This window comes from Microbispora sp. NPDC088329 (genome assembly GCF_040685655.1).
In the GTDB taxonomy this organism is placed as follows: Bacteria; Actinomycetota; Actinomycetes; order Streptosporangiales; family Streptosporangiaceae; genus Microbispora.
Window position 1 is genome coordinate 353,213 of record NZ_JBFBIP010000003.1, and the last position, 22,554, is coordinate 375,766.

Here is a 22,554-nt window from a genome sequence, read left to right on the forward strand (position 1 = left end):
CCGCGCCCCTACTGGGCTCTCAGCTTGCGGAAGAAGTCCCGGATGTCGGCGACCAGGAGGTCAGGAGCCTGCAGCGAGGCGAAGTGCCCACCACGGGGGAAGCGCGACCAGTGGACGACGGTGTTCGACAGCTCCGCCAGCCCGCGGATCGCCCGGTCGCCGAGGAAGTTCGCCACCCCCGTCGGCACGGGCGAGGGCGCGGGGCGCCGGCCCCACGCCTCCGATCCGCTCTCCAGGTACAGCCGCGCGGCCGATCCCGCCGTCCCGGTCAGCCAGAAGATCGTGACGTTGGTCAGAACGGCGTCGCGGTCGACGGGGGTTCGCTTGGTACGGGTGGGGTCCCAGTCCACGAACCACTCCAGGTTCCACCCGAGCTGGCCGGCCGGGGAGTCGTTGAGCGCGTACGCCAGGGTCTGCGGCCGGGTGGACATCTGGGTGGCGTAGCCGGAGTGGGCGTACCACCACGACTTGTTCCGCCTGGCCTGTTCGCGCTCGTCGTCGGAGAGCCCGTCCAGCTCGCCGGGGTCGACCGGTGTCGAGGCGGTGGCCAGCGCGTTGACATGGACGCCGATCACGCGCTCCGGCGCGAACCGGCCGAGCTCCGGCGAGACGATGCTGCCGAAGTCGCCCCCCTGAGCGCCGAAACGCTCATACCCCAGGCGCCGCATGAGCTCGGCCCAGGCCCGCGCGACGCGGCCGGCCCCCCAGCCGGTCTCGCGGGTCGGGCCGGAGAACGCGAAGCCCGGCACCGAGGGCGCGACGACATGGAAGGCGTCCGCCGGGTTCCCGCCGTGCGCCCGGGGATCGGTCAGCGGCCCGAGGACGTCCAGGAAGTCGTACACCGTACTCGGCCAGCCGTGGGTGATGATCAGCGGGGTGGCGTCGGGCTCGGGGGAGCGTACGTGCAGGAAGTGGATGGTCTGGCCGTCGATCTCGGTGGTGAACTGCGGAACCTTGTTGAGGCGTGCCTCGTGCTCGCGCCAGTCGTAGCCGGTGCGCCAGTGCTCGACCAGATCCATGAGGTAGTCCTTGCTCACCCCGTACGCCCAGCCGACGCCCGGAAGCTCGTCCGGCCAGCGGGTGCGGGCCAGACGGAGGGCCAGATCGTCGAGATCGGCCTGCGGGATGTCGATGCGAAACGGTTGTGGCGTGCTCATGGCAGTCAGCCTCCCGTCTGTGTAGGACAGCTACGCTCCTACACATCCATCACCATGGACGAATGTTGGACACCTCGGCCCGCCTGCTCCGTTTGCTGTCGTTGCTGCGAACCCACCGCGACTGGTCGGGCACCGAACTCGCCGAACGCCTGCACGTCACCACCAGGACCGTGCGGCGCGACGTCGAAAGGCTGCGCGGCTCGGATATCCGGTGCACGCCACCATGGGCCCCGCGGGTGGTTACCGGCTCGGGGCCGGCACCTCGCTGCCCCCGCTCCTGCTGGACGACGACGAGGCGGTGGCGGTGACCGTCGGGCTGCGCACCGGCGCGGCGAGCGGTGTCAGCGGGATCGAGGAAGCGTCGCTGCGTGCGCTGACCAAGGTCGAGCACGTCCTGCCGTCGCGGCTACGCCAGCGGGTCGAAACCCTGGAAAACGCGATGGTCACGATCCCGCCGCGCGGTGGGCCCACGGTGGACGCGGCCGTCCTCACCGCTGTATCCGCCGCGATTCGCCACGCCGAGACGCTCCGCTTCGACTACGTCGGTCATCACGGGGTGCGGTCGGCCCGAACCGCCGAACCCCACCGTGTGGTCTCCTGGGGCCGCAGGTGGTACCTGATCGCCTGGGACGTCGGCAGGGGCGACTGGCGCACCTTCCGAGCCGACCGGATGTCGCTGCGCACGCCCAACGGGCCCCGCTTCACCCACCGCGAGCCACCCGGCGGCGACGTGGCGGCCTACCTTCGCCGGACGATCGGCCGCGACATCTGGCCGTACCGCTCCCGGCTGCGCGTGCACGCCCCCGCTTCGCGGATCGCCGGACGCGTCGACGGCGTCGTCACCCCCATCGACGACGACACCTGCCTGCTCGAACTGGCCTCCGACTCACTCGACCTGGTCGCGCTCGTGGCGGGCACGCTCGACGCCGACTTCGACGTCGAGTCGCCCCCGGAACTCGCCGGGCACCTTCGCAAGCTGTCCGACCGCTTCGCCAGTGCGGCCGAACGGCGTCGATGACGGGCTTTGGATGATCTTCTGTTTCAGACCTCGTCGCGGGCCGGAGCGACGCGGGCCAGCGCGCCGATTTCCAGCGCCGTCCACAGCGCGCCGTCCGGGCCGAGGGCGATGCCGTACGGCTCGCACCCGGATGTGGGCATGCCGTATACCCGCGGAGACCGGCGCCGGCCCCCGGCGACACTCTGCCCCGGGTGGCCGCCGCCCAGCTCGGCGGCGTCCACCGGCTGCTGTTCGACGAGACGCTCCGCGGCGTCATCGCGGGGCAGGACGACGCGCGCGACGGCTCTCACCGGCTACGTCGACGCCGCCTTCGGCCTCCTGGAACCCTCCCTTGGTGGCTACTGTGCCGTCCGCCCCGCCGGCTGAACGACCCGGCCTTCCACGACCCGGCCTTCCACGGCCCGGACGGTACGGGACCGGTGGCGGCTTCGGTCACACGAGAGCGAGCTGGCGGGTGGGGGAGCGGCGCCGCCGCCACCGCCGGGTGTCCCTGCCGATGCCGTAGGTCTCGGCGAGGCCGCGCACCTGCTCGGCGATCCGCCGCCGGTAACCGTCCTCGGCGACCTGGCCCCTGCCGTACAGCGCCTGGTAGCGCGGCACGAGACCGGGATGCTCGCGCTCCAGCCACCCCATGTACCACTCCCGGGCACCGGCGGGCAGGCGCAGCACGACGGGCGTCACGCTGACCGCGCCCGCCTCGGCCGCGCGCCGTACGGTCGCCAGCAGGTGATCGGTGGAGTCGGTGATGAGCGGCAGGATCGGCGCCATCAGCACACCGCAGGGAATGCCGGCCTCGTTCAGCGTCGCGCAGATCTCCAGACGCCGCTGCGGGGTCGCGGCCCCCGGCTCGACGGCGCGCCGCAGCCGGTCGTCGACGAAGCCGACCGATACCAGGGCGCCGACCTGGGTCACCTTCGCGGCCTCGCGTAACAGGTCGAGATCACGCAGGACGAGGGGGCTCTTGGTGAGCACCGTGAACGGGTTGGCCGCCTCGGCGAGCGCCCGGATGACGCCGGGCATCAGGCGGTAGATCTCCTCGGCGGGCTGGTAGCAGTCGCCGGTGAGACCCAGCGCGACCGGCTCGCCGCTCCAGCGGGGGGAGTCCAGCTCGCGCCGCAGGCGGCGGGCCAGGTCGGTCTTGACGACGATCTTCGTGGAGAAGTCGCGGCCCGGATCCAGGCCGAGGTAGCGGTGGCCGCGCCGGGCGGTGCAGTAGCCGCAGCCCGACTCGCAGCCGCGATAGGGGCTCGCGCCCCATGCGAAGGGCAGCTCGGCGGCCTCGGGCACCCGCTCGAGCGCCGCGCGGGCCGGCACCTCGTAGCAGGTGATGCCGTCGAAGACGCGGGTGACGGCCTGCCGCTCGATGCGCGGACGGGCGGGCCCCTCACCGACGAGCGACTGCTGCACAGACGGTCCCGGCTGCTGCACCGTCTTTCCGGCCTGCACCGTCTTTCCGGCCTGCACCGTTTTTCCGGGCTGCCGCACCGTCTGCTGCTGCCCGCGGGGCCGCGCAACGGGCTGGTCCTCCGCGCGGGAAGTGGCGTCGCGACGCATGAGGTTCAGTAGAACACGCATTCGACCCTCGCGCCAAGTGTCCACGCCCGCGCGCGCCGCCCGCGCTCGGCCACCGGCGGCCGGCGCGGCGCGGCGGTCAGAGCTCGGCGGAGGCGGCGGCGTGACAGGCGCCGTACCCGTCGGCACGCGCGACCACACGGCCCGCCCGCACTCGGACGGCCGCCTCGGTCCCGTCGCTCACGGCGGTCACCCCGGCCGCCGCCGCCACGGCCCCCTCGTCGTCGTGCACCACCCGCAGGCGCGGCCAGGCCGGCGCGGGCAACACCTGCCGCAGGCAGGCGCGCAGGTCGGCGAGGGTCAGCCGGGCGAGCGGCCCCAGCTCGCCGGGATCGCCGGTGACCAGGACCGCGGTGACCTCGCCGCCGGGCGGCGTGGCCCGCACGGCCTCCTCCACGGCCTCCAGACGGTGCAGCCCGAGGACCGCCACCACGCCGTCACGCGTGAGCGGGATCGGCTCGCCCCGCACCGCGTCCACCGCGAGCGGCGGCGACCAGGGCTCGTCGGCGGGGCGCGCGCGTGGCACGAAGGGCAGGTGAGGAGGGTCCCACCGGTCACCGAGATCGAGGTCCGCCAGCGCGGCGCACGCCGCGACGATGTCGAACGGCTCGGCGAACCCGGGCGCCGCGTCGGCCATCTGGCTCGCGCCGTGGAGGGTGGTCAGGGCCGTCTCCGCGATCCGCACCCGTCGCCGCGTGGAGGCGTGCCCGTCAACCCGCTCGAGCACGAGCCCGAGCACGAGCGCGTTCAGCTTCATGAGCTGCGCGAACGGCCGGCGGACCCGCTGGTCGGCGAGCACCTCGGGCATGAGGTCCGTGCCGAGCCTGGCCGGACCGTCGGTGGCCAGCGGAAGCCGGGAGACCCAGGCGCGGGCGAACGCCGCGAGCGCCTCCCGGGCCGTGGCCGCAGCCGGTGTCCCGGTGGTGGCTGTGCCGGCGTCGGCTGTGTCGGTGGCGAGCCTCTCGCCGGACGCGGGGGAGAGCCGCCGCGAACCGTCCGGCCCGGCCTCCCGCTCGGCCAGGTCCGCCAGCACAGAGAAGTACAGGGCCCGTTTGCCGGGGAAGTTGGAGTAGACCGCGCCGCGGGTGAGCCCGGCCCGGTCGGCGATCGCGTCCACCTTGGCGTCGCGGAACCCTCGCTCGGCGAACTCGTCGCGGGCGGCGGCCAGCACCCTGGCCCGGTTGCGTGCCTGAAGCTCGGCCCTGGTGAGGCGTCCCATCCCTCTCCTCGTCCGCGTACGCCCGCTTGCCGTACGGGCGGACCCCAAGATACCGTCACCACTCAGATGATAAGAACATCTGCGAATAACATCTGGAGTTGCCCGTGATCGCCCTGCCCGAGGTGGACCTCACCGACCCCGAGGTCCTGCGCGACCCCTTCACCGCCTACGGACGGGCGCGCGAACGCTCGCCGCTCGCCCGGCTGCTGATCCCCGGCCTCGGCCCGATATGGGCCCTCACCAGGCACGACGGTGCTCGGGCGATGCTCGGCGACGCCCGTTTCGAAATTTCCGCCGACAGCTTCATGCGTCCGCAGGTCCCCGATGACTGCCTGCCGTACATGCGGACCATGAGCGAGATGAGCGGCACCGAGCACGGGCGGCTGCGCAAGCTGGTCGCCCCGGCCTTCACTCCCCGGCGGGCCGCCGAGTTCCGGCCCCGGATCGAGGCCATCGTCGACGCGCTGCTCGACGACCTGCCCGCCCGGGCGGACGGTGGGCGGGCCGACCTGCTGCGGCACTTCGCCCGGCCGCTGCCGATGGACGTCATCTGCGCGCTGGTCGGCATCCCCGAGCAGGACCGCTCGCGCTGGCGGGAATGGGGCGCCACCGTCGCCGCCGGGGCGGGCCAGGACTTCGCGCGGGCCATTCCGGGCATCATGGCGGGCGCCAGGGACGCCGTCGCCGCCGCCCGTGCCGATGATTCCGGCGAGCCCGGGGGCGTGCTGGGCGAGTTGGTGCGCGTCCAGGCCGAGGACGGCGACCGGCTGAGCGACACCGAGATCGTCACCCTTGTCTGGCACCTGGTCCTCGCCGGGCAGACGCCGACCACTCTCATCGCCAACGCCGTGGCCGCTCTGCTGTCCCACCCCGCCCAGCTCGCCGCCGTACGCTCCGACCCCGCCCTGATGCCGGGGGCCGTCGAGGAGCTCATCCGCTGGTGCGGCCCCACACTGCTGGCGATCCCGCGCCACGCCCGCCAGGACGTCGGCCTGTACGGCGCGACCGTGCCCAAGGGCGCCAAGGTCACCGCCCTGGTCGCCGCGGCCAACCGCGACCCGCGGGTGTTCGCAGACCCCGACCGGCTGGACGTGACCCGCACGCCCGGCGCCGGCCACCTGGGGTTCGCCCACGGCCCGCACTTCTGCCTCGGCGCCTCCCTCGCCCGCGTGCAGACCCAGGTCGCGCTCACCGCGCTGCTGCGCCGCTTCCCCGGCCTGGCCATGGCCGCCCCGGCCGACGATCTGCGCGCCCCCGATCCGGGCACCTGGCGGCTGTCCGCGCTGCCGGTGACCCTGTGAAACACGGCTCACCCAAGATTCGCGCGGGCGTTCTCCGCTCAGGAGCTGTCACCTCATCCTGACCGAGGAGGAGTGGGCGCGGGGGAGTGGGCGCGGGGCGAAACGCACCACGATCCGCGCCGTGCAAGGCATCGACGTCGTCGTCGAAGGGGTCTGTCGGGCCAGGTCTGGACTTGATGGCGGGAACCGGTCGGCTGCGGGCGGGCAAGTAGGGATGTTTCAGTCCGTGAGCCGAGAGGCCAGAGCATGTCAGAGACGAGCCCCGCCGATTCCGCCGTCATCGCGCGGTCCCGGCAGGAGCCCGAGGTGTTCGCGGAGATCTTCCGCAGACACGCGCCTGAGATCAAGAGATTCGTCGTCCGCCGCCTCGGGCCCGACGTCGCCGAGGACGTGGTGGCGGAGACCTTTCTCGCCGCCTTTCGCCAGCGCGGCCGCTACGACCTGGCCAGGCACAACGCCCTGCCCTGGTTGTACGGCATCGCGACCAACTTCATCGGCCGCCACAAGCGCACCGAGGCCAGGAAGCTGAACATGCTGGTCCGCACCGGTGTGGACCCGGTCACCGAACCCTTCACCTCGCGCAGTGACGAGCGGATGAGCGCTCAGGCCGTACAGCGGCGTCTGGCCGCCGCGCTTGCCGCGCTGCCCGCCGGGCACCGAGACGTGCTGCTCCTGGTGACGTGGGGCGGCCTCAGCTGATGGCCGGCATGTCGGCCCCCGCCTGCCCCGGCTTTCGCCGCCTCGCGGTGCGCGCCGCTCTGGCAGGGGGGCCGGCGGCCGCGGTGGCAGCGGCGGTGTTCGTCGTCCAGAGCCCGACCGCCCCGGCGCCGCCTCCGCCGATGATCCGCACGGTCGCGGTGTCCGGATCGGGCGGCCGACTTCGATGACCGCGCCGAGTTCCTGCGCAACGACTACGCCTACGTCAGCAAGCTGCCGGCCGACACCGAGGGCATGCGCAAGCACCTCTACACGCAGCTGCCCAACGACGGGTTGCGGGACTACGAGGCGTGGAACCGGGTCGGCGGGCTGCTGGAGGAGTCCTATCTGCCCGCCGCGCAGCGGGCCGCGCTCTTCCGCGCGGCGGCCACGATCCCCAAGGTGGTGACGGTGAAGGAGGCGCAGGACGCCGCGGGGCGCAAGGGCATAGCCGCGGCGATGGTGTCGCCCAACGGCATCCGGGAGGAGTACATCTTCGACCGGAAGACCTACGACTATCTCGGCCGCCGGGGTGTGGTCGTGGACGCGAGGCTGGCCGATGCTCCGGTCGGGAGCGTGGTGCCGTCGAGCGCGCAGTTGAAGGTGAGCGTCGCCGACAGCGCGCCGATCGTGAGGTAGACGGCGCGAGGGGGCTGGGGCTGGATGAACGCGCGTCACATGATGTCCGTGCCCTCGAGCTCGGCGGCGCGGTCCGTGCCTGACAGAGCCATCATGAGCCAGGTCATCTCTCACGGATGCGCCGCCCGCGACTCTCGATCGGCGGAGTCAGTGACCGCCGTGGGCGCCGGTGAAGGTGGCGCCGATCTCCGCCAACCGCTCGGCCGCGTAGCCGGGGTCGATCAACGCCTCGGGGGTGTGGAGACCGGGCTGCACGGGGGCGCCGCGCAGGCCGAGCAGCCGCTCGACGCCGAGGGCGACGCCGAGCGCCGTCAGAGGGCTCTGCCCCTCCGGGTGGAGGAGGTAGCGGCTCGTCCTGAGGGGTGCGCCAGCGCGATCCACGCCTTCAAGGTCGATCCTGACCTCCGCGGACGCGGGCCCGCCGCGCCGCCTGCCTGCCGATTCACCGATCGCGAACGCGACGCGGACGTTGGCCGCGCCTGTCGCGACGGCCAGGCTCGGCACGTCGAGGATGGGGACGATCTGGCCGGGCAGCACGGCGCCGTCGACGCTGGTGACCTCCACCTGCGCGTCGGGGCCGCTGACCCAGTCGAAGACGCCGTCGCGGCGGACGGGCCCCGCCGAAGTGGCGGCCAGCAGGCGTGCCACGTCCGCCACGGCCGCGGGCCCGCCGCCGTCCTGTTCGTCCAGCACGCCGCTGACCTCGATGGTGTCGAGCCGGTCGAACTCCCGGGCGAGGTTGAGCACCGCGAGGACGACGATTCCCGCGTACCAGTGGCTGGCCAGCAGGATCGGCGCCGCACCGGCTCGCAGGCCGGCGGCGACGACCTCGGGTCCGATGTCGACCAGGCCGTTGGAGATGCTGACGTACGGCAGGCCGCGGTCTTGTGCGTAACGCAGTCCGTTCAGGTGGCTGTCCCACACCGCCGCCACGACCGCCGAGTAGCCGTCGGTCGGCTGGAGGCCGAGGCCGTCCCGCCGCACATCGATGGTCACGGCGGTCGCGCCGCCGAGCTCGTCGGCGACCCGCCTGGCGCGGCCGAGATCGCGGGCCGCGATCGTCAACGGCAGCTCCGGGTACCACCGGCGCAGGAGGGCCGCGGTCTCCGCGCCCACCTGGCCGGACCCGCCCATGATCAGTACGGAGCGCTCCACAGTGATGTCCTCTCGTTAACCTACATTCTGTAAGTTACATTTTGTAGCTTATGCTGGGAGGTGAAGCAAGGGAGGACGATGACCACGGGATCGACTCGCCTGTCCAGGCCGGCCAGACGGGAGCAACTGCTCGACACCGCCATGGCGATCGTGCGCGCTCACGGCACCGACAGCCTCACGCTGCTCAGCCTGGCGGAGGCCGCCGGAGTGAGCAGGCCGATCGTCTACGACCACTTCGGCACCCGCCCCGGCCTGCTGATCGCGCTCTACCGGCGGCTCGACGAGCGGCACCGGGCCGCCCTGGAGGAGGCCCTGCGCGACGCCCCGGCCGTCCCCCGCGAGATCGCCCGCGTCCTGAGCGCCGCCTACTTCGCCTGCGCCACCGACATGCCGGAGTGGACCGCCATCTCGGCCGCGCTGAAGGGCAACCAGGAGATGGAGGCGATCGAGCGCGAGTCGCTCGACGGCTATACGGACCTGATGGCCACCGCCCTGCGGCCGTACTCCGGGCTCACCCAGGAAGCCCTCCGGCTGCGCTGCGTCGGCGCGCTGGGCGCAGCTGAGGCGATCGCCGCGGAGCTGAACCGGGGGCGGACCGTCGTCGCCGAGGCCATCGCGGCGCTGACCGACCTGATCCTCGGCGGCATCGACGCCGGAGCCCGGGACTGACACTGTTTGCATGACCGTCTCACGAGCCTGATCACAAGGCTGGAGCACCTGGTTGACCTGCCCATGGCCTTGGCGGCCCACGCAAAGTAAATTGGGACAAGCGTACTGTTTTTATCGAAGAGGTTTCCATGGCCTGGCTCCTGCTCGTCGGCGCGATCGCCTCGGAGGTCCTGGCCACATCCGCGCTCAAACTCAGCGACGGCCTGACCCGCTGGGGCTGGACCATCGTGGTCGCCGTCGGGTACATCGCCTCGTTCATCCTGCTGGCCTGGGCGCTCAAGCTCCGCATGCCCGTCGGCATCGCGTACGCCGTGTGGGCGGGCACGGGGACCGCCGCGATCGCGCTGATCGGCGCGCTGTTCCTCGGCGAGCACATGAACCTCGTCAAAGGTGCCGGCATCGCGCTGATCATCGTCGGGGTCGCCGTGCTCAACCTCTCCGGCGCGCACTGAGGGCCGCCCCTCGCCGCAGCGGGTACTGAGCGAGCCGGCGCTCCACCCACCACAACAAACCGCGGTGCCGGGATCAGACGCTTCCCGACAGGGCGCTCACCCTGCCCCGGGGAAGCGGCCGGGGTCCGGCCGCGACGTGCCGTCCAGGTAGGTGAGCACCGCGCGTACGCGGCGGTGGCCGGAGTCGTCCGGTGCCAGGCCGAGCTTGGCGAATATGTTGCCGATGTGCTTGTGGACGGCGTTGTCGGGAGATGCGCATCCGCTCGGCGATGGTGGCGTTGTCGTGGCCCTGCGCCATGAGGGCGAGCGACTCCCGCTCGCGGGAGGTGAGGGTGTCCAGGGGATCACCGGCGCGGCGGGCGAGGAGCTGGGCGACCACCTTGGGGTCCATGGCGGTGCCGCCGGCCGCGACGCGGCGCAGGGCGTCGACGAATTCGGCCACCCGGCCGATGCGGTCCTTGAGAAGGTAACCGATGCCGCCGTGGCCGTCGGAGAGAAGCTCGCCGGCGTACTCGCGCTCGACGTACTGCGAGAGCACCAGGATCGGCAGCGCGCCGTGCTCGCTGCGGGCCCGCAGCGCGGCGTGGATCCCCTCGTCGCGGAACGACGGCGGCAGCCGCACGTCGACGATGGCCCTTCGCCGCCAGCAGCAGCTCGAGGCCGCCGGACAGCAGGACGTTGTCCTCGGCGATCACGTAGTAGGCCACCGCCTCCACGGTCGCCGGGAGCGCGCCCAGATCGGCGAGCTCGATGCGGACCGGCACGCTCGACCGGGCGGCCAGCGCCGTCAGCGCCCCGTCGAGCCCGCGGTCGGCGAGGATCGGCGGGTAGATCGTCTGGAGCACCGCGCGCAGCTCGACCATCGCCTCCTCCACCGTCTCGTGCGCCTGCCTAAGCAGCACCGCGACCGTGTCCGGATCGTCGGCGAGCGACTCCCTGGCCATGCCCAGCTGCATGGCGATGGCCACCAGGCGCGCCTGCGTCCCGTCGTGCAGATCGCGTTCGATCCGCTGGAGCTCGGCGCCGTGGGCGTCGACCACGCCGACCCGGCTCCGGGTCAGCACGTCGACCCGCTCGGTGAGCCGTTCGCGGGCCGATGGCGCCAGCACCGCCAGGCACAGCCGCGCGTGGACTCGCGCCAGCATCGGGAGCACCGACGGCCACCGATCCCCGGCCGGGCACTACAGCAGGCTGTACCACCGCGCGTGCGGCCGGCTGTATCGTGCCGGGCATCCGGCCGAAATAGCGTCCCCGACCATGAAGCCGACACGTCGAATCCGCAAGCACCTGGTCCCGGCCCTCGCCCTGATCGCCCTGTCCGCCGCCGTCGCGTCCCCGGCCAGAGCCGACGGGGGCCCGTCCTCACCGCTCGACTGGAAGCCCTGCGCCCAGGGCTCCGACGACGCCCTCGGCGGGGAGCTCGACCGGGCGGGCGCACGGTGCGCGGAGCTCACCGTCCCGCTCGACCACTCCAAGCCCGGCGGCCGCACCATCACACTCGCGCTGTCCCGCCTGCCCGCCACCGACCGCGCCCACCGCATCGGCACCATGGTCCTCAACAACGGCGGCCCCGGCGAGAGCGCGCTGGGCATGCCCCTGCAGACGCGCGCGGCCATGAAGGACGTCGCCGCCCGTTACGACCTCGTCGGCCTGGACCCGCGCTTCGTCGGGCGCAGCACGTCGCTCGACTGCGGCCGGCCCATCGGCCTGTGGCTCCGCTCGGCCGGTCCGACCCGCGCCCGGTTCGATCACCAGGTGAAGGTGGCAAAGGACCTGGCCGAGCGCTGCGCCCGGCGCCACGCCGACGTGCTCCCGTACGCCAACACGCGCGACACGGCCCGCGACATCGACCTCGTACGACGCGTCCTCGGGGAGCGCCGGATCTCCTTCCTCGGCTACTCCTACGGCAGCTATCTGGGCGCGGTCTACACCCAGATGTTCCCCGGCCGCACCGACCGCGTGGTCCTCGACAGCGCGGGCGCCCCGAACGAGTGGTGCCCCAAGCGACGCAGGGCACCGAGGACGAGGCGGAACGCGCACTGCGCGGCTGGGCGGCCTGGGCCGCCGAACGCCACGGCACCTATGGCCTCGGCGCCACCCCCGCCCGCGTGCTCGCCACCGTGAACGCGATCGTCGCCGCCGCGCAGGACCGCCCGCTGCGCGTCGGACCGTACGAGGTGGACGACCAGGCGGTCCCGTACATCCTGTCCATCGGCTCCGGAGACGACCGCCCCGCGGCCCGCGCCGAGTTCTCCTCCACCGTGCGGACCCTGAACGAGGCCGCGCACGGCCGCCCGGCCGACCCCGGCACCGAACTCGACGGATTCCTCACCTTCGTCCTGACCAGCGCCGGGTCCCCGCTCGCCGGCCCCGCCGCCGCGATCATCTGCGGCGACCGCGCCGCGCCACGCGACCCCGACGTCTACTGGAACGACGTCCAGCGCAGCCGTGCGCGCCACCCCCTGTTCGGCCCGCTCAGGAACAACATCTGGCCCTGCGCCTTCTGGCCCAACCCCCCGCGCGAGCGCCCCACGCATGTCGCCAACCCCACCCCCGCGCTGATCGTGTCCGCCACCGGCGACACCGCCACCACCTACGAGGGCGGCAAGGCCATGCACCGTGCGCTGACCGGCTCCCGTCTGCTCACCCTGCGCGGCGTCACCGCCCACGGGATCTACGGCGAGTACGGCAACGCCTGCGTGGACGCCACGGTCAACGCCTACCTGGCCACCGGCGCCCTCCCCGCCGCCGACCCGATCTGCCATCCCTGATCCGCCCGTCACCTCGTTGATCGTCTCCGGTGAGAGCCGGGGAGCCAGGTCACCTGGCCCGGTATGGCCGACCGGGCCCTGGTGGCGTCGGTGGTGGCGGCAGAGGTTCGACGGTATCGTTGGCCGTCTGGTGTGAACTTTTTCGGGAAAATGCCGCTTTGGCCGCTATGAACCTTCAATCGGTGATGCATCCATGAGGCCGGTCGACCTGGCGCGCGAGCACGGCCTGTCCACGCAGGCGATCAGGAATTACGAGGACGCCGGCATCCTGCCCGCCGCCGAACGCACCGTCCACGGCTACCGCACCTACACGCCGCTGCACGCGCACGCCCTGCGCGCGTTCCTCGCCCTCGTCCCGGGGCACGGTCACCAGACGGCGACCGCGATCATGCAGGCGGTCAACCGGGGCGCCGCCGAGGACGCGCTGCGGCTCATCGACGAAAGCCACGGCCAGCTCCTCGACGACCGCCGCACCCTCCAGGCCGTCGAGGCCGCGCTCCGCGATCTGGCGCCCGTGCCGCAGGAGCGCGGCGACACGTTCGTCGGCCCTCTGGCCAGGAGGCTCGGCATCCGCCCGGCCACACTGCGCAAATGGGAGAACGCCGGGCTGGTCCGGCCGCGCCGCGACCCGCGGACGGGCTACCGGATCTACAGCCCGGCCGACGTACGGGACGTCCGGCTGGCCCACCAGCTCAGGCGGGGCGGTTACCTGCTGGAGCAGATCGCCCCGCTGATCGCACAGGTCCGCTCCGCCGGAGGCGTCGCGCCGCTGGAGTCGACCCTGCGCGACTGGCAGGCCCGCCTGTCCGCCCGGGGCCGCGCCATGCTCAAGGGCGCCGCCGCCCTGGACGCCTACCTGTGCGCCACCGCACTCGCGGCCGAGACCACCTGACCACCTGCCCGTGGCGCGGCCGCCTGGGCCACCTCTGGCAGGGCATGATTTGTCAGGAACGATCTGAGGGCGATCCGGGCGGCTCACCGGCCGGCCGTGAAGCCTGCGACGATCCAGGGAGGATCACGGCGTGCCCGATCAGGACCGGCCCGTACCCGTCCCGGCGGCGGCCCCCGCACGCGGGGTGGCCGTACGGGCGGTCACGCCCCGGCCGCGGCGTCCGCAAGAGCGTGCCGTGCGCCGCAGGGAGGCGCTGCTCGACGCGGCCGTCGACCTGCTCGGCGACGGCGGCTTCGCCGCCGTGACCCACCGCGCCGTCGCCCGCCGGGCCGGTCTGCCTCTCGCCGCCACCTCCTACTACTTCACCAGCCGCGACCAGCTGCTCGCCGAGGCGTTCGCCCTGCTTGTCGCGCGCGAACTCGCCCGCATGCGGGAGTCGGTGGACAACCTCGCGAGCCGTAGGCCGCACGAGGTCGCCGAAACCCTCACCGGCGTGTACGCCTCCGACCGGCTGCGCCAGCTCGGCCTGTGGGAGCTGTATCTGCAGGCGGGCCGCGACCCGGCGCTGCAGGCCATCGCCCGGGCCTGGACCGACGGCTGCGACGAGGTCGTCGCCGGCGTGCTGGAGCGTGCCGGCTACCCCTGCGGGTCCGCGGAGGTCCGCTTCGTCGCCGGCCTGCTGTCGGGCCTGTGGGTGGAAGACGTCGTCGAGGCCCGCCCCGACTCCAGGGACCGGGCCCGGGAGTCGGTGACCCGCGCGCTGGCGGCGCTCGGTCCGCCCCGCCAGAATCGGACCATGATCTTCCATCTCGCGCTGGCCGCCGACTGGGACGCGGCCGTGACGGCGGGCGAGTACCGCGTCTCGACCCTCGGCCGGACCTTGGAGGAGGAGGGGTACATCCACGCCTCGGCCGATGTGGCTCAGGCGCGCGGCGTGGCGGGGCGCTACTACGGCCACGTCACCGAGCCCCTGGTGCTGCTGGAGATCGACGAGGACCGGCTCGGCTGCCCCGTCAGGCTGGAGGTCCCCGCGGGGGCGGATGAGGCCTTCCCCCACATCTACGGGCCGATCCCGGTGGCCGCCGTCACGGCCGTCACGCCCTTCTCCCGCTGAGTGCCCAGTACTGAGTGCCCAGTACTGAGTGCCCGGTGCCGAGTGTCCGGTGCCGGGTGTCCGATACGTTCAAGACGGCCGGCCCGCCCGCCTCCTAACGTGGCCGTCATGGCACCTGCGTTCGATCTCATCGGCCTGGTCGTGACCGACATGGCCGCCTCTTTGTCCTTCTACCGCCGGCTCGGGCTGGACATCCCGTCCTCGGCCGACACCGAGCCCCACGTCGAGGTGACCCTTCCCGGCGGGCTGCGCCTCGCCTGGGACACCGACGCGACCGTCCAATCGTTCGACCCTTCCTGGTCGCCCGGGAGCGGCGGGGGCCGCATGGGGCTCGCCTTCCGCTGCGACAGCCCCGAGGAGGTCGACCGTCTGTACGCGGACCTCACCGAGGCCGGCTACGAGGGACACCTGAAACCGTGGGACGCGTTCTGGGGGCAGCGCTACGCGGTGGTGCACGACCCGGACGGCAACGGCGTGGACCTGTTCGCCGCACTGCCCACCACCTGATCCGCCCGCCGGCTCCGCTCAGGACGACGGCGATCGGGGCCGGTCCACTGGGCGGATGACGACCGGGAACGGCGCGGCCGCACGATCGCAGTCGCACTTCGTGGTGACAGGCGACATCCGTCACCGCAGGTAGCCGTGCCGGCGCTCGGCGGGTGTTCGTGTTACCGGTTGTCCTGAAGGAGTTGTCGTGTGCGGGCGAGGAATGCCTGGCGGACCTCTTCTGGGTGCAGTATCCGGAGTGGCCGGCCGAGGCTGAGCAGGTAGCGGGCCAGGCCGTCGGCGTCCGGCCCGCCGATGTCGATGATCGTGGCGTCATCGCCGTCCGGGTGGTGGACGCCGACCGTCGGCGGCACCAGCCTGCGGGCCTCATCGGCGGGTGCGGCCAGGCGGATGGTCACCCGCACCGGGTAGGGCCTCAGCGCGATGCCCGTGCTGACCATCTGTGCCGGATCCGGCGGGTCGGGCAGGGCAGTGGCCTGCCCGGTGGTTGTGGCATCGATGATGCGATCGGTACGGAAGGTGCGCCAGTCCTGCCGCGTCAGATCGTAGGCGAGAAGGTACCAGCGGCGGCCTGTGTAGATGAGCCGGTAGGGGTCTACACGTCGGGTGGACGTCGTTCCGGCATCGTCGCGGTAGGTCAACCGGGTGCGTTCGCCTCGCCGGCACGCGGTGGCCAGGTCGAGCAGCAGCGCGGGGGAGATCTGGCTGTCGTCGGGCCGTACGGTGTGGGTGAACGCGGCGTCCAGTTCGCCGAGCCGGCCCGCGATCCTGGCCGGCAGCACCTGGCGTAGTTTCAGCAGCGCCGACAGGGCTGCCTGCTCGCTGCCGGAGACTCCGCTGAAGGCGGCGGTGCGCAGCCCGACAGCGACCGCGAGGGCCTCCTCCTCGTCAAGGATCAGTGGCGGAATGCTGGTTCCGGGCCCGAGGTGGTAGCCGCCCCATGGGCCCATCTCCGATTCGATGCCGTAGCCGAGTTCACGGAGCCGGGCGATGTCCCGGCGAACCGTCCGTTCGGTGATCTCCAGCTGGGCGGCCAGATCAGCGCACGTCCAGGACTGCCGCGTTGACAGCAAAGACAGCAACTGCAGCAGCCGCGCCGAGGTGTTGACCATGGCTGACAGTCTGCTCGATAACCAGGACCGTTTCTGACCGGGTCATACCGTAACGTTCCCGGCACGACCGAGAACTCCTCGGCAGAAAAGCCCATTACGACGACGATGACCTACGCCAAGGTGCGTTGGATGACGGGCCCGGACGGGCGCACGTGACCGATGAGAGGCAGGACCCATGGAAGCACGCGTGAAGAGCGTGGCGAATCCCGACGTGATCACAGGGATCACGCATCTCCAGAAGGCGATTCACGCCGGTGGCGTCGACCCGCGCGTCCTCGAGCTGGTTCACCTGCGCGCCAGCCAGATCAACGGCTGCAGCCCGTGTGTGTTCGCCGGGGTCGCGTCGGCCAAGAAGCACGGGGAGACCGACGAGCGGCTGCACAACGTGGTGACGTGGCGCGAGACGCCGTTCTTCACCGAGGCGGAGCGGGCGGCGCTCGCGTTGACCGAGGCCGCCACCCGGATCCAGGACGGCGCGCCGGGCGTGACCGACGAGATCTGGGAGGCCGCCGCCGCCCACTTCGACGAGAAGCAGATGTCCGCGATCACCCTCAACATCGCAATCACCAACTTCTTCAACCGGATCAACCACACGACCCGGGAGCAGGCCGGCAAGGCCTGGTGAAGGCGGGCGGGCGTCTGCGATGATCATCAGGGACACATGACGATGAGCGACGAACTACCGGAACTGACCGTTGCCGACGCCCGGGCCTGGCGGGAGTGGCTCAGCAGGCACCACGACAGCTCGGCAGGGGTGTGGCTGGTCCTCGCCAAGCAGAACACGACCCGGCCCACCAGCCTGACCTATGACCAGGCGCTCGACGAAGCCCTGTGCCACGGCTGGATCGATGGTCGGCTACGACGGCGGGATGAGATCACCTTCTGCCGGCGCTTCACCCCTCGCGGAAAACAGAGTCCCTGGTCAGCGCGGAACGTTTCCATCGTCACCCGTCTGATCAGCGAGGGCCGGATGCATCCGGCCGGAATGACCGAGGTCGAACGCGCCAAGGCCGACGGCCGCTGGGAGGCGGCCTACGCGGGACAAGCCGGCATCGAGGTACCGGCCGACCTGACCGCCGCCTTGGCCGCGGAACCCCGGGCACAAGCGATGTTCGACATTCTCACCTCACAAAACCGCTATGCCATTCTCTATCGGATCACGAACGCCAAACGCGCCGAGACCCGAGCCCGTCGTATCAGCCAGTTCGTTGACATGCTTGCCCGCGGCGAAACGATCCACCCGCAAAAGCGCGCCCTCGGCAGTTGAATGCCGGCCCATTCCTCTCCCCGCTGCAAGGCGCAGGAGGAGCGGGGAGGTCAGCGGACCAGCGTGCCGAGCGTCACCCCGGTCAGCGACCTCACCTCACGGGACAGATGAGCCTGGTCGGCGTACCCGGCGACGGCGGCCACCGTGGCGAACGGCGCGCCCCCGCGGGCCAGGTCAACCGCCCGGTTCATCCGCAGGATGCGACCGAGCGTCCGCGGCCCGTACCCGAAGACGTCCAGGCACCGGCGGTGCAGCCGCCGTTCGCCGACCCCCGCGTCGGCCGCGATGCGCGCCACCGGCAGCCCCGCGCGCACGCCGTTCACGACGGCGGTGACGACAACGGCGTCGACGGGGCCCGGCGCCGCGCCCGGCCGGAGCCCCGCCGCCTCCTCCAGCACCGCACCCACCGACCTTCCCAGCTCGGCGGCCTCGCCCGCCCGCTCCGCCAGCCGCCGCGCCTCCGCCCCCGGCCACAGCTCCGCCAGCGGCACCCGCCGGTCGCGCAGCTCGTGCGCGGGGACCCCCAGGACCGCCGGGCCGGTGCCCGGGCCGAAACGCAGCCCCACATACCGGGCGCCGGGCCGGTCGGCCACCACGTGCGCGGCGGTGTCCGGACCCGCCACCAGCAGCGCGCCGTCCGCCCAGATCACGTCCATGCATCCGTCCGGCAGCACCCGGCGCGCGGCGGTCGCGGAGCCGGGGGAGACGCTCCACCACACCACCGCGCCCGGCACACGCGAGGCCCTCTCCTCGTACACGCGGGCATTATCCCCCGCGCACGGACGCGTCAGGAGCCGGACGTGCTCTCGCACGGTGCCTGCGGACCGCGTCGCGGTTCGCGCAGCGCGGCGAACAATAACGCTGCGTGCCGCCACGGGAGGTGTCGGCGTAGACGGCGTCGCAGCCGGTCAGCCCGCACCTCCCGAGGCGGTGCATCCCACGACCGGCCAGATGCAGCGCCGTCCCGACGAAGATGACCGCCTTGAGCATCGTGATGAAGGACGCGTCATCGTCGCGATAGTGCAGGTGCCAGCCGTCACCGGCGTGATCGCTCAGCCGCGGGTAGGCGGCCACGGCGGCCAGCCGGCGATTGACGAGGTCGGCCCGCGCCCGCTCCTCGACGGTGTCGACGATCCGCTCCCAGTCGCGCAGCATCGCGATCGTCCGGACGAGATCCTCCGCCCGAACCGGTTGCGTGATGACCAGTCCGGCCTCGGTGCACCTGCGCACCAGCTCCTCAACGGTGGCGGGCTTCCTGTTGGCCAGGTCGACGGCGAGTGCCACCGCCTCGGCACCGTAAGGGTTTAAATGCACAATGGCATTACAACACACTGGTGACATGACCGGACAGCATGTGCACCACTGGACCGAGGTCTCCCGTCACCGCACATCCCAGGGATGGGTCGTCTACAGGCGCTGCGCCTGCCGTTTGTGGCAGATCCTCACCGAATCCGGCGGTGGGCGACCGGTGTGGCCGGGCGGCCCCCTGGATCGGTGAACGCGCGCGGCGCCGGCGGGCGCTTCCGCCCGCAGTCGCGCCGAGCGGGAACCGCACGACGCCCCGCGACAGCGCCGCCGGCATCACCCCCCGCCTCCAGCCGGGAGATCACGCTTCACCGTTCGCCGATGCCCTTGGCCATGACATATTTACGCAGGCACGGATCGTGCGGATGGAGTTCGTGTTCGCCCGTGCCATGGAATCCGAGCCGCCGATACAGCCGCTCCGCGGGGCTGTTGCCGGAGATGACCCACAGCTCCACCCGGGAACGTCCCGACTCCCGCGCCCAGGCCACCACCTCCAGTGCCAGACGCTCGGCGATCCCCCCGCCCCTGGCCTCGGGACGCACCCACATCCCGAACAGTTCCACGGCCCCGGCCCGGTCGGCCGGGACACGCCCCGCGGCCACGCCGACCGGCGCGTCCGCGTCGAACGCGGCCACCTTGACACCCTCCTCGGTCCACCCGCGCCACCGCCCCTCGTCGTAGGCCCGTTCCTCTTCCAGGTCCCCGTGAAAGATGCCGGGCGCGTCGGCGAGTGCCGCCAGCCGCAGACGGCGCCAGGTACGCCAGTCCCCGCCGCCGAGACGGCGTATGACAACCGGGCTCACGATACGATCCCCACCCTTCCTTGGAAGATCCTCCTTCTGCCATGGTCCAGATCCGGGCCGGCCCGGGCAACCTGGCTCTGCAACGGGTCGCCGAACCCAAGACCGTGAAGAACCGGGTCCACCTCGACCTGGTCACCGATGACTTCGCCGGTGCGGTCGCGCGCGCCGCCGCGCTCGGAGCCACCCCGGCAGGGGAGATGCACGAGAACCTCTGGCAGGTCTGGCGGGATCCCGAAGGCAACGAGTTCTGCGTCTGCGTGTCCTGAACGGGCCGTGGACCCGCTGCGCGACGCCGGCTGGAGGGGGACGGCGTCAGGGGGCACGCCGGGCACGGGTCTCGTCCCACACCGGCTCGGCGCTCTCATACACGGTCCCGTCGGCGCCGAAGATGAGAAAGCGGTCGAAGTCGGCGGCGAACCAGCGGTCGTGGGTGACGGCCAGGACCGTGCCGGAGAAGGACACCAGCCCCTGCTGCAGGGCCTCGGCGCCGGCCAGGTCGAGGTTGTCGGTCGGCTCGTCGAGCAGCAGCAGGGTCGCGCCGGACAGTTCCAGCAGCAGGATCTGCAAACGGGCCTGCTGCCCGCCGGACAGGGTCTCGAACCGCTGCCGGGCGGCCGGCGCGAGCTCGTAGCGGGCCAGCGCGGCCATCGCGTCGTTGAGCGTGAGCGCGTACCCGGACGTCACCAGTTCGGCGACGGTGCGTCCGTGCAGCTCGGGCCGGGCATGGGTCTGCGCGAAGTGGCCGGGCACCACCCGCGCGCCCAGCCGTACCGAACCGCTGTGGCGCACCGGGGGAACCGCGTCCGCGGCGACCCCGCCGGAGGTGACGGCGCTTGAGGGCACCGTGTCCAGGGCCGTGCCGTGCGCGGCCCCGGCCAGCAGCCGCAGGAAGTGGGACTTGCCCGAGCCGTTCGACCCGAGGACGCCCACGCGCTCGCCGTACCAGATCTCCACGTCGAACGGCCGCGTCAGCCCGGTGAGCACCAGGCCCTCGCAGACGACGGCACGTTTGCCGGTCCGCCCACCGCGCAACCGAATCCGCACGTTCTGCTCCCGGGGCGGGCGCTCGGGCGGGCCCGCCTCCTCGAACCGCTCCAGCCGCGTGCGGGCGGCCCGGTAGGCCGACGACAGCGCGTCGTTGTCGGCCGCGGTCTGCCGGAGAGTCTGCGCCAGGCGCCTGAGCTTGGCGTGCTCCTCGTCCCAGCGGCGGCGCCGCTCCTCCAGACGGTCGATGCGGTCACGGCGGCCCTGCGCGTAGGTGGCGAAGCCCCCGCCGTGCACCCACACACCGCGCGACTCCACCGTGACGATCCGGTCGGTGGCCTCGGCCAGCAACCGGCGGTCATGGGAGACCAGCAGCACCGTCTTGGACGTCGCGCGCAGCCGCTCTTCCAGCCACTGCTTGGCTGGCACGTCGAGGTAGTTGTCCGGCTCGTCCAGCAGCAGCACCTGGTCCGGGCCTCGCAGCAGCGCCTCCAGCACGATCCGCTTCTGCTCCCCGCCCGACAGCGTGCCCACCGGCCGCCGCCGCACCACGTCGTACGGCGCGCCCAGCGCCGCCGTCGCGCAGGTGTCCCACACCACCTCCATGTCATAGCCGCCGGCGTCGGCGTAGTCCCCGATCGCCTGCGCGTAGGCCAGCTGCGCCGCCTCGTCGTCACGCGTCGCCAGCGCCGACTCCGTCCGCGTCAGGGCCGCCGCGGCGGCCCTGACCCGCTCGGGAGCCACCGACAGCAGCAGGTCGTGCAGTGTCCGGTCATCGCGCACGCCGCCGATGAACTGCCGCATCACCGCGAGCCCGCCCGAATGGCTCACCCGGCCGTCGTCCGGGCGCAGGTCCCCGGCGATCAGGCGCAGCAGGGTCGTCTTGCCCGCGCCGTTCGGTCCCACCAGCCCGGCCTTGACGCCGTCGCCGACGCGGAAGGACACCTCGTGCAGCAGCAGCCGCCCATCCGGCAGCACGTAGGTGAGCCCGTCCACCTCCACGTGTCCCGCCACCGCCGTCCCTCCCCGTCGTCTGGACCGACGTACTAGTGACCGGATCAATGATCCGGCGGTCGATCACCATACTAGACTCGCTCCCGGACGACGAGGAGGACGCGAATGGCGGGGAAAGGCCCGGGATCGGCCGGCGACGTGTGGCTGCGGCCACCCGCGCGGGCGGCGCGCGAGTCGCCACCGCTCAGCCGGGACCGGATCGTCGAGGAGGCCGTCGCCCTCCTCGACGAGGAAGGCGCCGACCGGCTGACCATGCGCCGGCTCGCCGAGCGCCTCGGCACCGGGTCGACCACCTTGTACTGGCACCTGAAGACCAAGGACGACGTCCTCGACCTCGCCCTCGACGCGATCTTCGCGGCGGTCGAGATCCCGGGGGACGACGTCGGCGACTGGCGCGCCGCCATCACCGCACTGATCACCGGGTGGCGCGCCGTCCTCCTGGACCACCCCTGGTCGGCGGCGCTGCTGGGCCGCCCGATGCTCGGTCCCAACGTGCTCGCCCGCAGCGAGTTTCTGTACGCCACCCTCGTTGGGGCCGGGGTCGCCGAACCCTGCCTGACCGCCGCGGCGTACGGGCTGTCCAACTACGTCATCGGGTCCGCGCTGATGCAGGCGACCTGGACGGCCAGGGCAGAGCAGGCCGCGGGACAAGCCACGGCACAGGCCGCCCGGGAGCACCTGCGCGCCACGGGCGACCGGTATCCCGTCCTCGCCACCCACGGACCCCTCGTCGCGGACGGCGACTGGGACGCCAGCTTCACCCTCGGCCTCCGGTGGCTCCTGGACGGCATCCAGGCAGGCATCCAGGCAGGCACGGCCGCCGCCGGTGAGGCGTCCGCGTCCCGGAGCCGGTAGCCGAGGCGATCGCCGCCTGCGCGCCGACCCCGGTCAGGCGCGGCGTCGCCGA

Annotated in this window: 24 protein-coding genes and 3 pseudogenes; 15 read left to right on the forward strand and 12 right to left on the reverse strand. The window is 72.5% G+C overall.

Features of this window, described 5'->3' with window-relative positions:
- Window positions 1-8: 8 nt before the first annotated feature.
- Window positions 9-1,157 (reverse strand): epoxide hydrolase family protein, encoded by a 1,149-nt coding sequence (locus tag AB0O28_RS08975; protein ID WP_363637922.1) that lies wholly within the window; start codon window positions 1,155-1,157, stop codon window positions 9-11.
- Between the two features lie 62 nt (window positions 1,158-1,219).
- Between AB0O28_RS08975 and AB0O28_RS08980 the strand changes: the two are divergent.
- Window positions 1,220-2,175, forward strand: a pseudogene (locus AB0O28_RS08980) (YafY family protein).
- 23 nt (window positions 2,176-2,198) lie between these two features.
- Here the strand turns inward: AB0O28_RS08980 and AB0O28_RS08985 are convergent.
- The 3 genes from AB0O28_RS08985 to AB0O28_RS08995 form a co-directional block, all read right to left on the reverse strand.
- Complete coding sequence (locus AB0O28_RS08985) at window positions 2,199-2,465, reverse strand: hypothetical protein (RefSeq protein ID WP_363637924.1); 267 nt, start codon at window positions 2,463-2,465, stop codon at window positions 2,199-2,201.
- Window positions 2,466-2,607: 142 nt separating this feature from the next.
- On the reverse strand, window positions 2,608-3,729 hold the full coding sequence (locus AB0O28_RS08990) for a radical SAM protein (protein WP_363637926.1): 1,122 nt from the start codon (window positions 3,727-3,729) through the stop codon (window positions 2,608-2,610).
- Between the two features lie 97 nt (window positions 3,730-3,826).
- Window positions 3,827-4,966: a helix-turn-helix domain-containing protein gene (locus AB0O28_RS08995; protein WP_363637928.1), complete on the reverse strand. Its 1,140-nt coding sequence runs from the start codon at window positions 4,964-4,966 to the stop codon at window positions 3,827-3,829.
- A 104-nt stretch (window positions 4,967-5,070) separates the two neighbouring features.
- Here AB0O28_RS08995 and AB0O28_RS09000 point away from each other — a divergent pair, with 104 nt between their 5' ends.
- The 3 genes from AB0O28_RS09000 to AB0O28_RS09010 all read left to right on the forward strand — a co-directional run bounded on the left by AB0O28_RS09000 (window position 5,071) and on the right by AB0O28_RS09010 (window position 7,602).
- Complete coding sequence (locus tag AB0O28_RS09000; protein WP_363638400.1) at window positions 5,071-6,267, forward strand: cytochrome P450; 1,197 nt, start codon at window positions 5,071-5,073, stop codon at window positions 6,265-6,267.
- Between the two features lie 246 nt (window positions 6,268-6,513).
- Window positions 6,514-6,966 carry an RNA polymerase sigma factor gene (locus AB0O28_RS09005; RefSeq protein ID WP_363637930.1) on the forward strand — a complete coding sequence of 151 codons (453 nt, stop codon included), beginning with the start codon at window positions 6,514-6,516 and terminating at the stop codon, window positions 6,964-6,966.
- Between the two features lie 201 nt (window positions 6,967-7,167).
- Window positions 7,168-7,602: a CU044_5270 family protein gene (locus AB0O28_RS09010; RefSeq protein ID WP_363638402.1), complete on the forward strand. Its 435-nt coding sequence runs from the start codon at window positions 7,168-7,170 to the stop codon at window positions 7,600-7,602.
- 147 nt (window positions 7,603-7,749) lie between these two features.
- Here the strand turns inward: AB0O28_RS09010 and AB0O28_RS09015 are convergent, their stop codons facing one another.
- Complete coding sequence (locus tag AB0O28_RS09015; protein WP_363637932.1) at window positions 7,750-8,757, reverse strand: hypothetical protein; 1,008 nt, start codon at window positions 8,755-8,757, stop codon at window positions 7,750-7,752.
- Between the two features lie 78 nt (window positions 8,758-8,835).
- On the opposite strand from AB0O28_RS09015, the gene AB0O28_RS09020 reads away from it, so the two are divergent.
- Window positions 8,836-9,426: a TetR/AcrR family transcriptional regulator gene (locus tag AB0O28_RS09020; RefSeq protein ID WP_363637934.1), complete on the forward strand. Its 591-nt coding sequence runs from the start codon at window positions 8,836-8,838 to the stop codon at window positions 9,424-9,426.
- 128 nt (window positions 9,427-9,554) lie between these two features.
- Window positions 9,555-9,878 carry a multidrug efflux SMR transporter gene (locus tag AB0O28_RS09025; RefSeq protein WP_363637936.1) on the forward strand — a complete coding sequence of 108 codons (324 nt, stop codon included), beginning with the start codon at window positions 9,555-9,557 and terminating at the stop codon, window positions 9,876-9,878.
- Window positions 9,879-9,974: 96 nt separating this feature from the next.
- Here AB0O28_RS09025 and AB0O28_RS09030 read toward each other — a convergent pair.
- A pseudogene (locus AB0O28_RS09030) lies at window positions 9,975-10,573 on the reverse strand (response regulator transcription factor).
- Window positions 10,562-11,032, reverse strand: a pseudogene (locus tag AB0O28_RS09035) (histidine kinase); the annotation flags it as partial. The pseudogenes AB0O28_RS09035 and AB0O28_RS09030, both read right to left, overlap by 12 nt.
- Window positions 11,033-11,135: 103 nt before the next feature.
- Here AB0O28_RS09035 and AB0O28_RS09040 point away from each other — a divergent pair.
- The 5 genes from AB0O28_RS09040 to AB0O28_RS09060 all read left to right on the forward strand — a co-directional run bounded on the left by AB0O28_RS09040 (window position 11,136) and on the right by AB0O28_RS09060 (window position 15,162).
- Window positions 11,136-12,002, forward strand: a complete 867-nt coding sequence (locus AB0O28_RS09040) for an alpha/beta fold hydrolase (protein WP_363637938.1) — start codon at window positions 11,136-11,138, stop codon at window positions 12,000-12,002.
- Window positions 11,987-12,649 (forward strand): alpha/beta hydrolase, encoded by a 663-nt coding sequence (locus AB0O28_RS09045; protein ID WP_363637940.1) that lies wholly within the window; start codon window positions 11,987-11,989, stop codon window positions 12,647-12,649. The genes AB0O28_RS09040 and AB0O28_RS09045 overlap by 16 nt, the downstream gene beginning before the upstream one ends.
- 193 nt (window positions 12,650-12,842) lie before the next feature.
- On the forward strand, window positions 12,843-13,541 hold the full coding sequence (locus AB0O28_RS09050) for a TioE family transcriptional regulator (protein ID WP_363637942.1): 699 nt from the start codon (window positions 12,843-12,845) through the stop codon (window positions 13,539-13,541).
- A 130-nt stretch (window positions 13,542-13,671) separates the two neighbouring features.
- The gene (locus AB0O28_RS09055; protein ID WP_363637944.1) at window positions 13,672-14,655 is read left to right on the forward strand and encodes a DUF952 domain-containing protein; all 984 of its coding nucleotides are present in this window, start codon (window positions 13,672-13,674) and stop codon (window positions 14,653-14,655) included.
- Window positions 14,656-14,763: 108 nt separating this feature from the next.
- Window positions 14,764-15,162: a VOC family protein gene (locus AB0O28_RS09060; RefSeq protein ID WP_363637946.1), complete on the forward strand. Its 399-nt coding sequence runs from the start codon at window positions 14,764-14,766 to the stop codon at window positions 15,160-15,162.
- Between the two features lie 161 nt (window positions 15,163-15,323).
- Here the strand turns inward: AB0O28_RS09060 and AB0O28_RS09065 are convergent, their stop codons facing one another.
- The gene (locus tag AB0O28_RS09065; protein ID WP_363637948.1) at window positions 15,324-16,274 is read right to left on the reverse strand and encodes a YafY family protein; all 951 of its coding nucleotides are present in this window, start codon (window positions 16,272-16,274) and stop codon (window positions 15,324-15,326) included.
- Between the two features lie 175 nt (window positions 16,275-16,449).
- On the opposite strand from AB0O28_RS09065, the gene AB0O28_RS09070 reads away from it, so the two are divergent.
- Together AB0O28_RS09070 and AB0O28_RS09075 are read left to right on the forward strand one after the other, a co-directional pair.
- A complete protein-coding gene (locus tag AB0O28_RS09070; protein ID WP_363637950.1) occupies window positions 16,450-16,899 on the forward strand; it encodes a carboxymuconolactone decarboxylase family protein in 450 nt (149 codons plus the stop codon).
- A 36-nt stretch (window positions 16,900-16,935) separates the two neighbouring features.
- Entirely contained in the window at window positions 16,936-17,541 is a 606-nt protein-coding gene (locus AB0O28_RS09075) for a YdeI/OmpD-associated family protein (protein ID WP_363637952.1), read from the forward strand.
- Between the two features lie 50 nt (window positions 17,542-17,591).
- Here AB0O28_RS09075 and AB0O28_RS09080 read toward each other — a convergent pair whose 3' ends face one another.
- From AB0O28_RS09080 to AB0O28_RS09090, 3 genes are all read right to left on the reverse strand, one after another.
- Window positions 17,592-18,299, reverse strand: a complete 708-nt coding sequence (locus tag AB0O28_RS09080) for a helix-turn-helix transcriptional regulator (protein ID WP_363637954.1) — start codon at window positions 18,297-18,299, stop codon at window positions 17,592-17,594.
- 7 nt (window positions 18,300-18,306) lie between these two features.
- Complete coding sequence (locus tag AB0O28_RS09085; RefSeq protein WP_363637956.1) at window positions 18,307-18,825, reverse strand: CGNR zinc finger domain-containing protein; 519 nt, start codon at window positions 18,823-18,825, stop codon at window positions 18,307-18,309.
- Window positions 18,826-19,154: 329 nt separating this feature from the next.
- A complete protein-coding gene (locus AB0O28_RS09090; protein ID WP_363637958.1) occupies window positions 19,155-19,649 on the reverse strand; it encodes a GNAT family N-acetyltransferase in 495 nt (164 codons plus the stop codon).
- Between the two features lie 20 nt (window positions 19,650-19,669).
- Between AB0O28_RS09090 and AB0O28_RS09095 the strand changes: the two genes are divergently transcribed.
- Window positions 19,670-19,915, forward strand: coding sequence for a VOC family protein (locus tag AB0O28_RS09095; RefSeq protein WP_363637960.1), 246 nt, complete (start codon window positions 19,670-19,672; stop codon window positions 19,913-19,915).
- 46 nt (window positions 19,916-19,961) lie between these two features.
- On the opposite strand, the gene AB0O28_RS09100 is transcribed toward AB0O28_RS09095, so the two are convergent.
- Window positions 19,962-21,647 carry an ATP-binding cassette domain-containing protein gene (locus tag AB0O28_RS09100; RefSeq protein ID WP_363637962.1) on the reverse strand — a complete coding sequence of 562 codons (1,686 nt, stop codon included), beginning with the start codon at window positions 21,645-21,647 and terminating at the stop codon, window positions 19,962-19,964.
- A gap of 105 nt (window positions 21,648-21,752) precedes the next feature.
- Here AB0O28_RS09100 and AB0O28_RS09105 point away from each other — a divergent pair, with 105 nt between their 5' ends.
- Window positions 21,753-22,502: a TetR/AcrR family transcriptional regulator gene (locus AB0O28_RS09105; protein ID WP_363637964.1), complete on the forward strand. Its 750-nt coding sequence runs from the start codon at window positions 21,753-21,755 to the stop codon at window positions 22,500-22,502.
- Window positions 22,503-22,554: the final 52 nt, after the last annotated feature.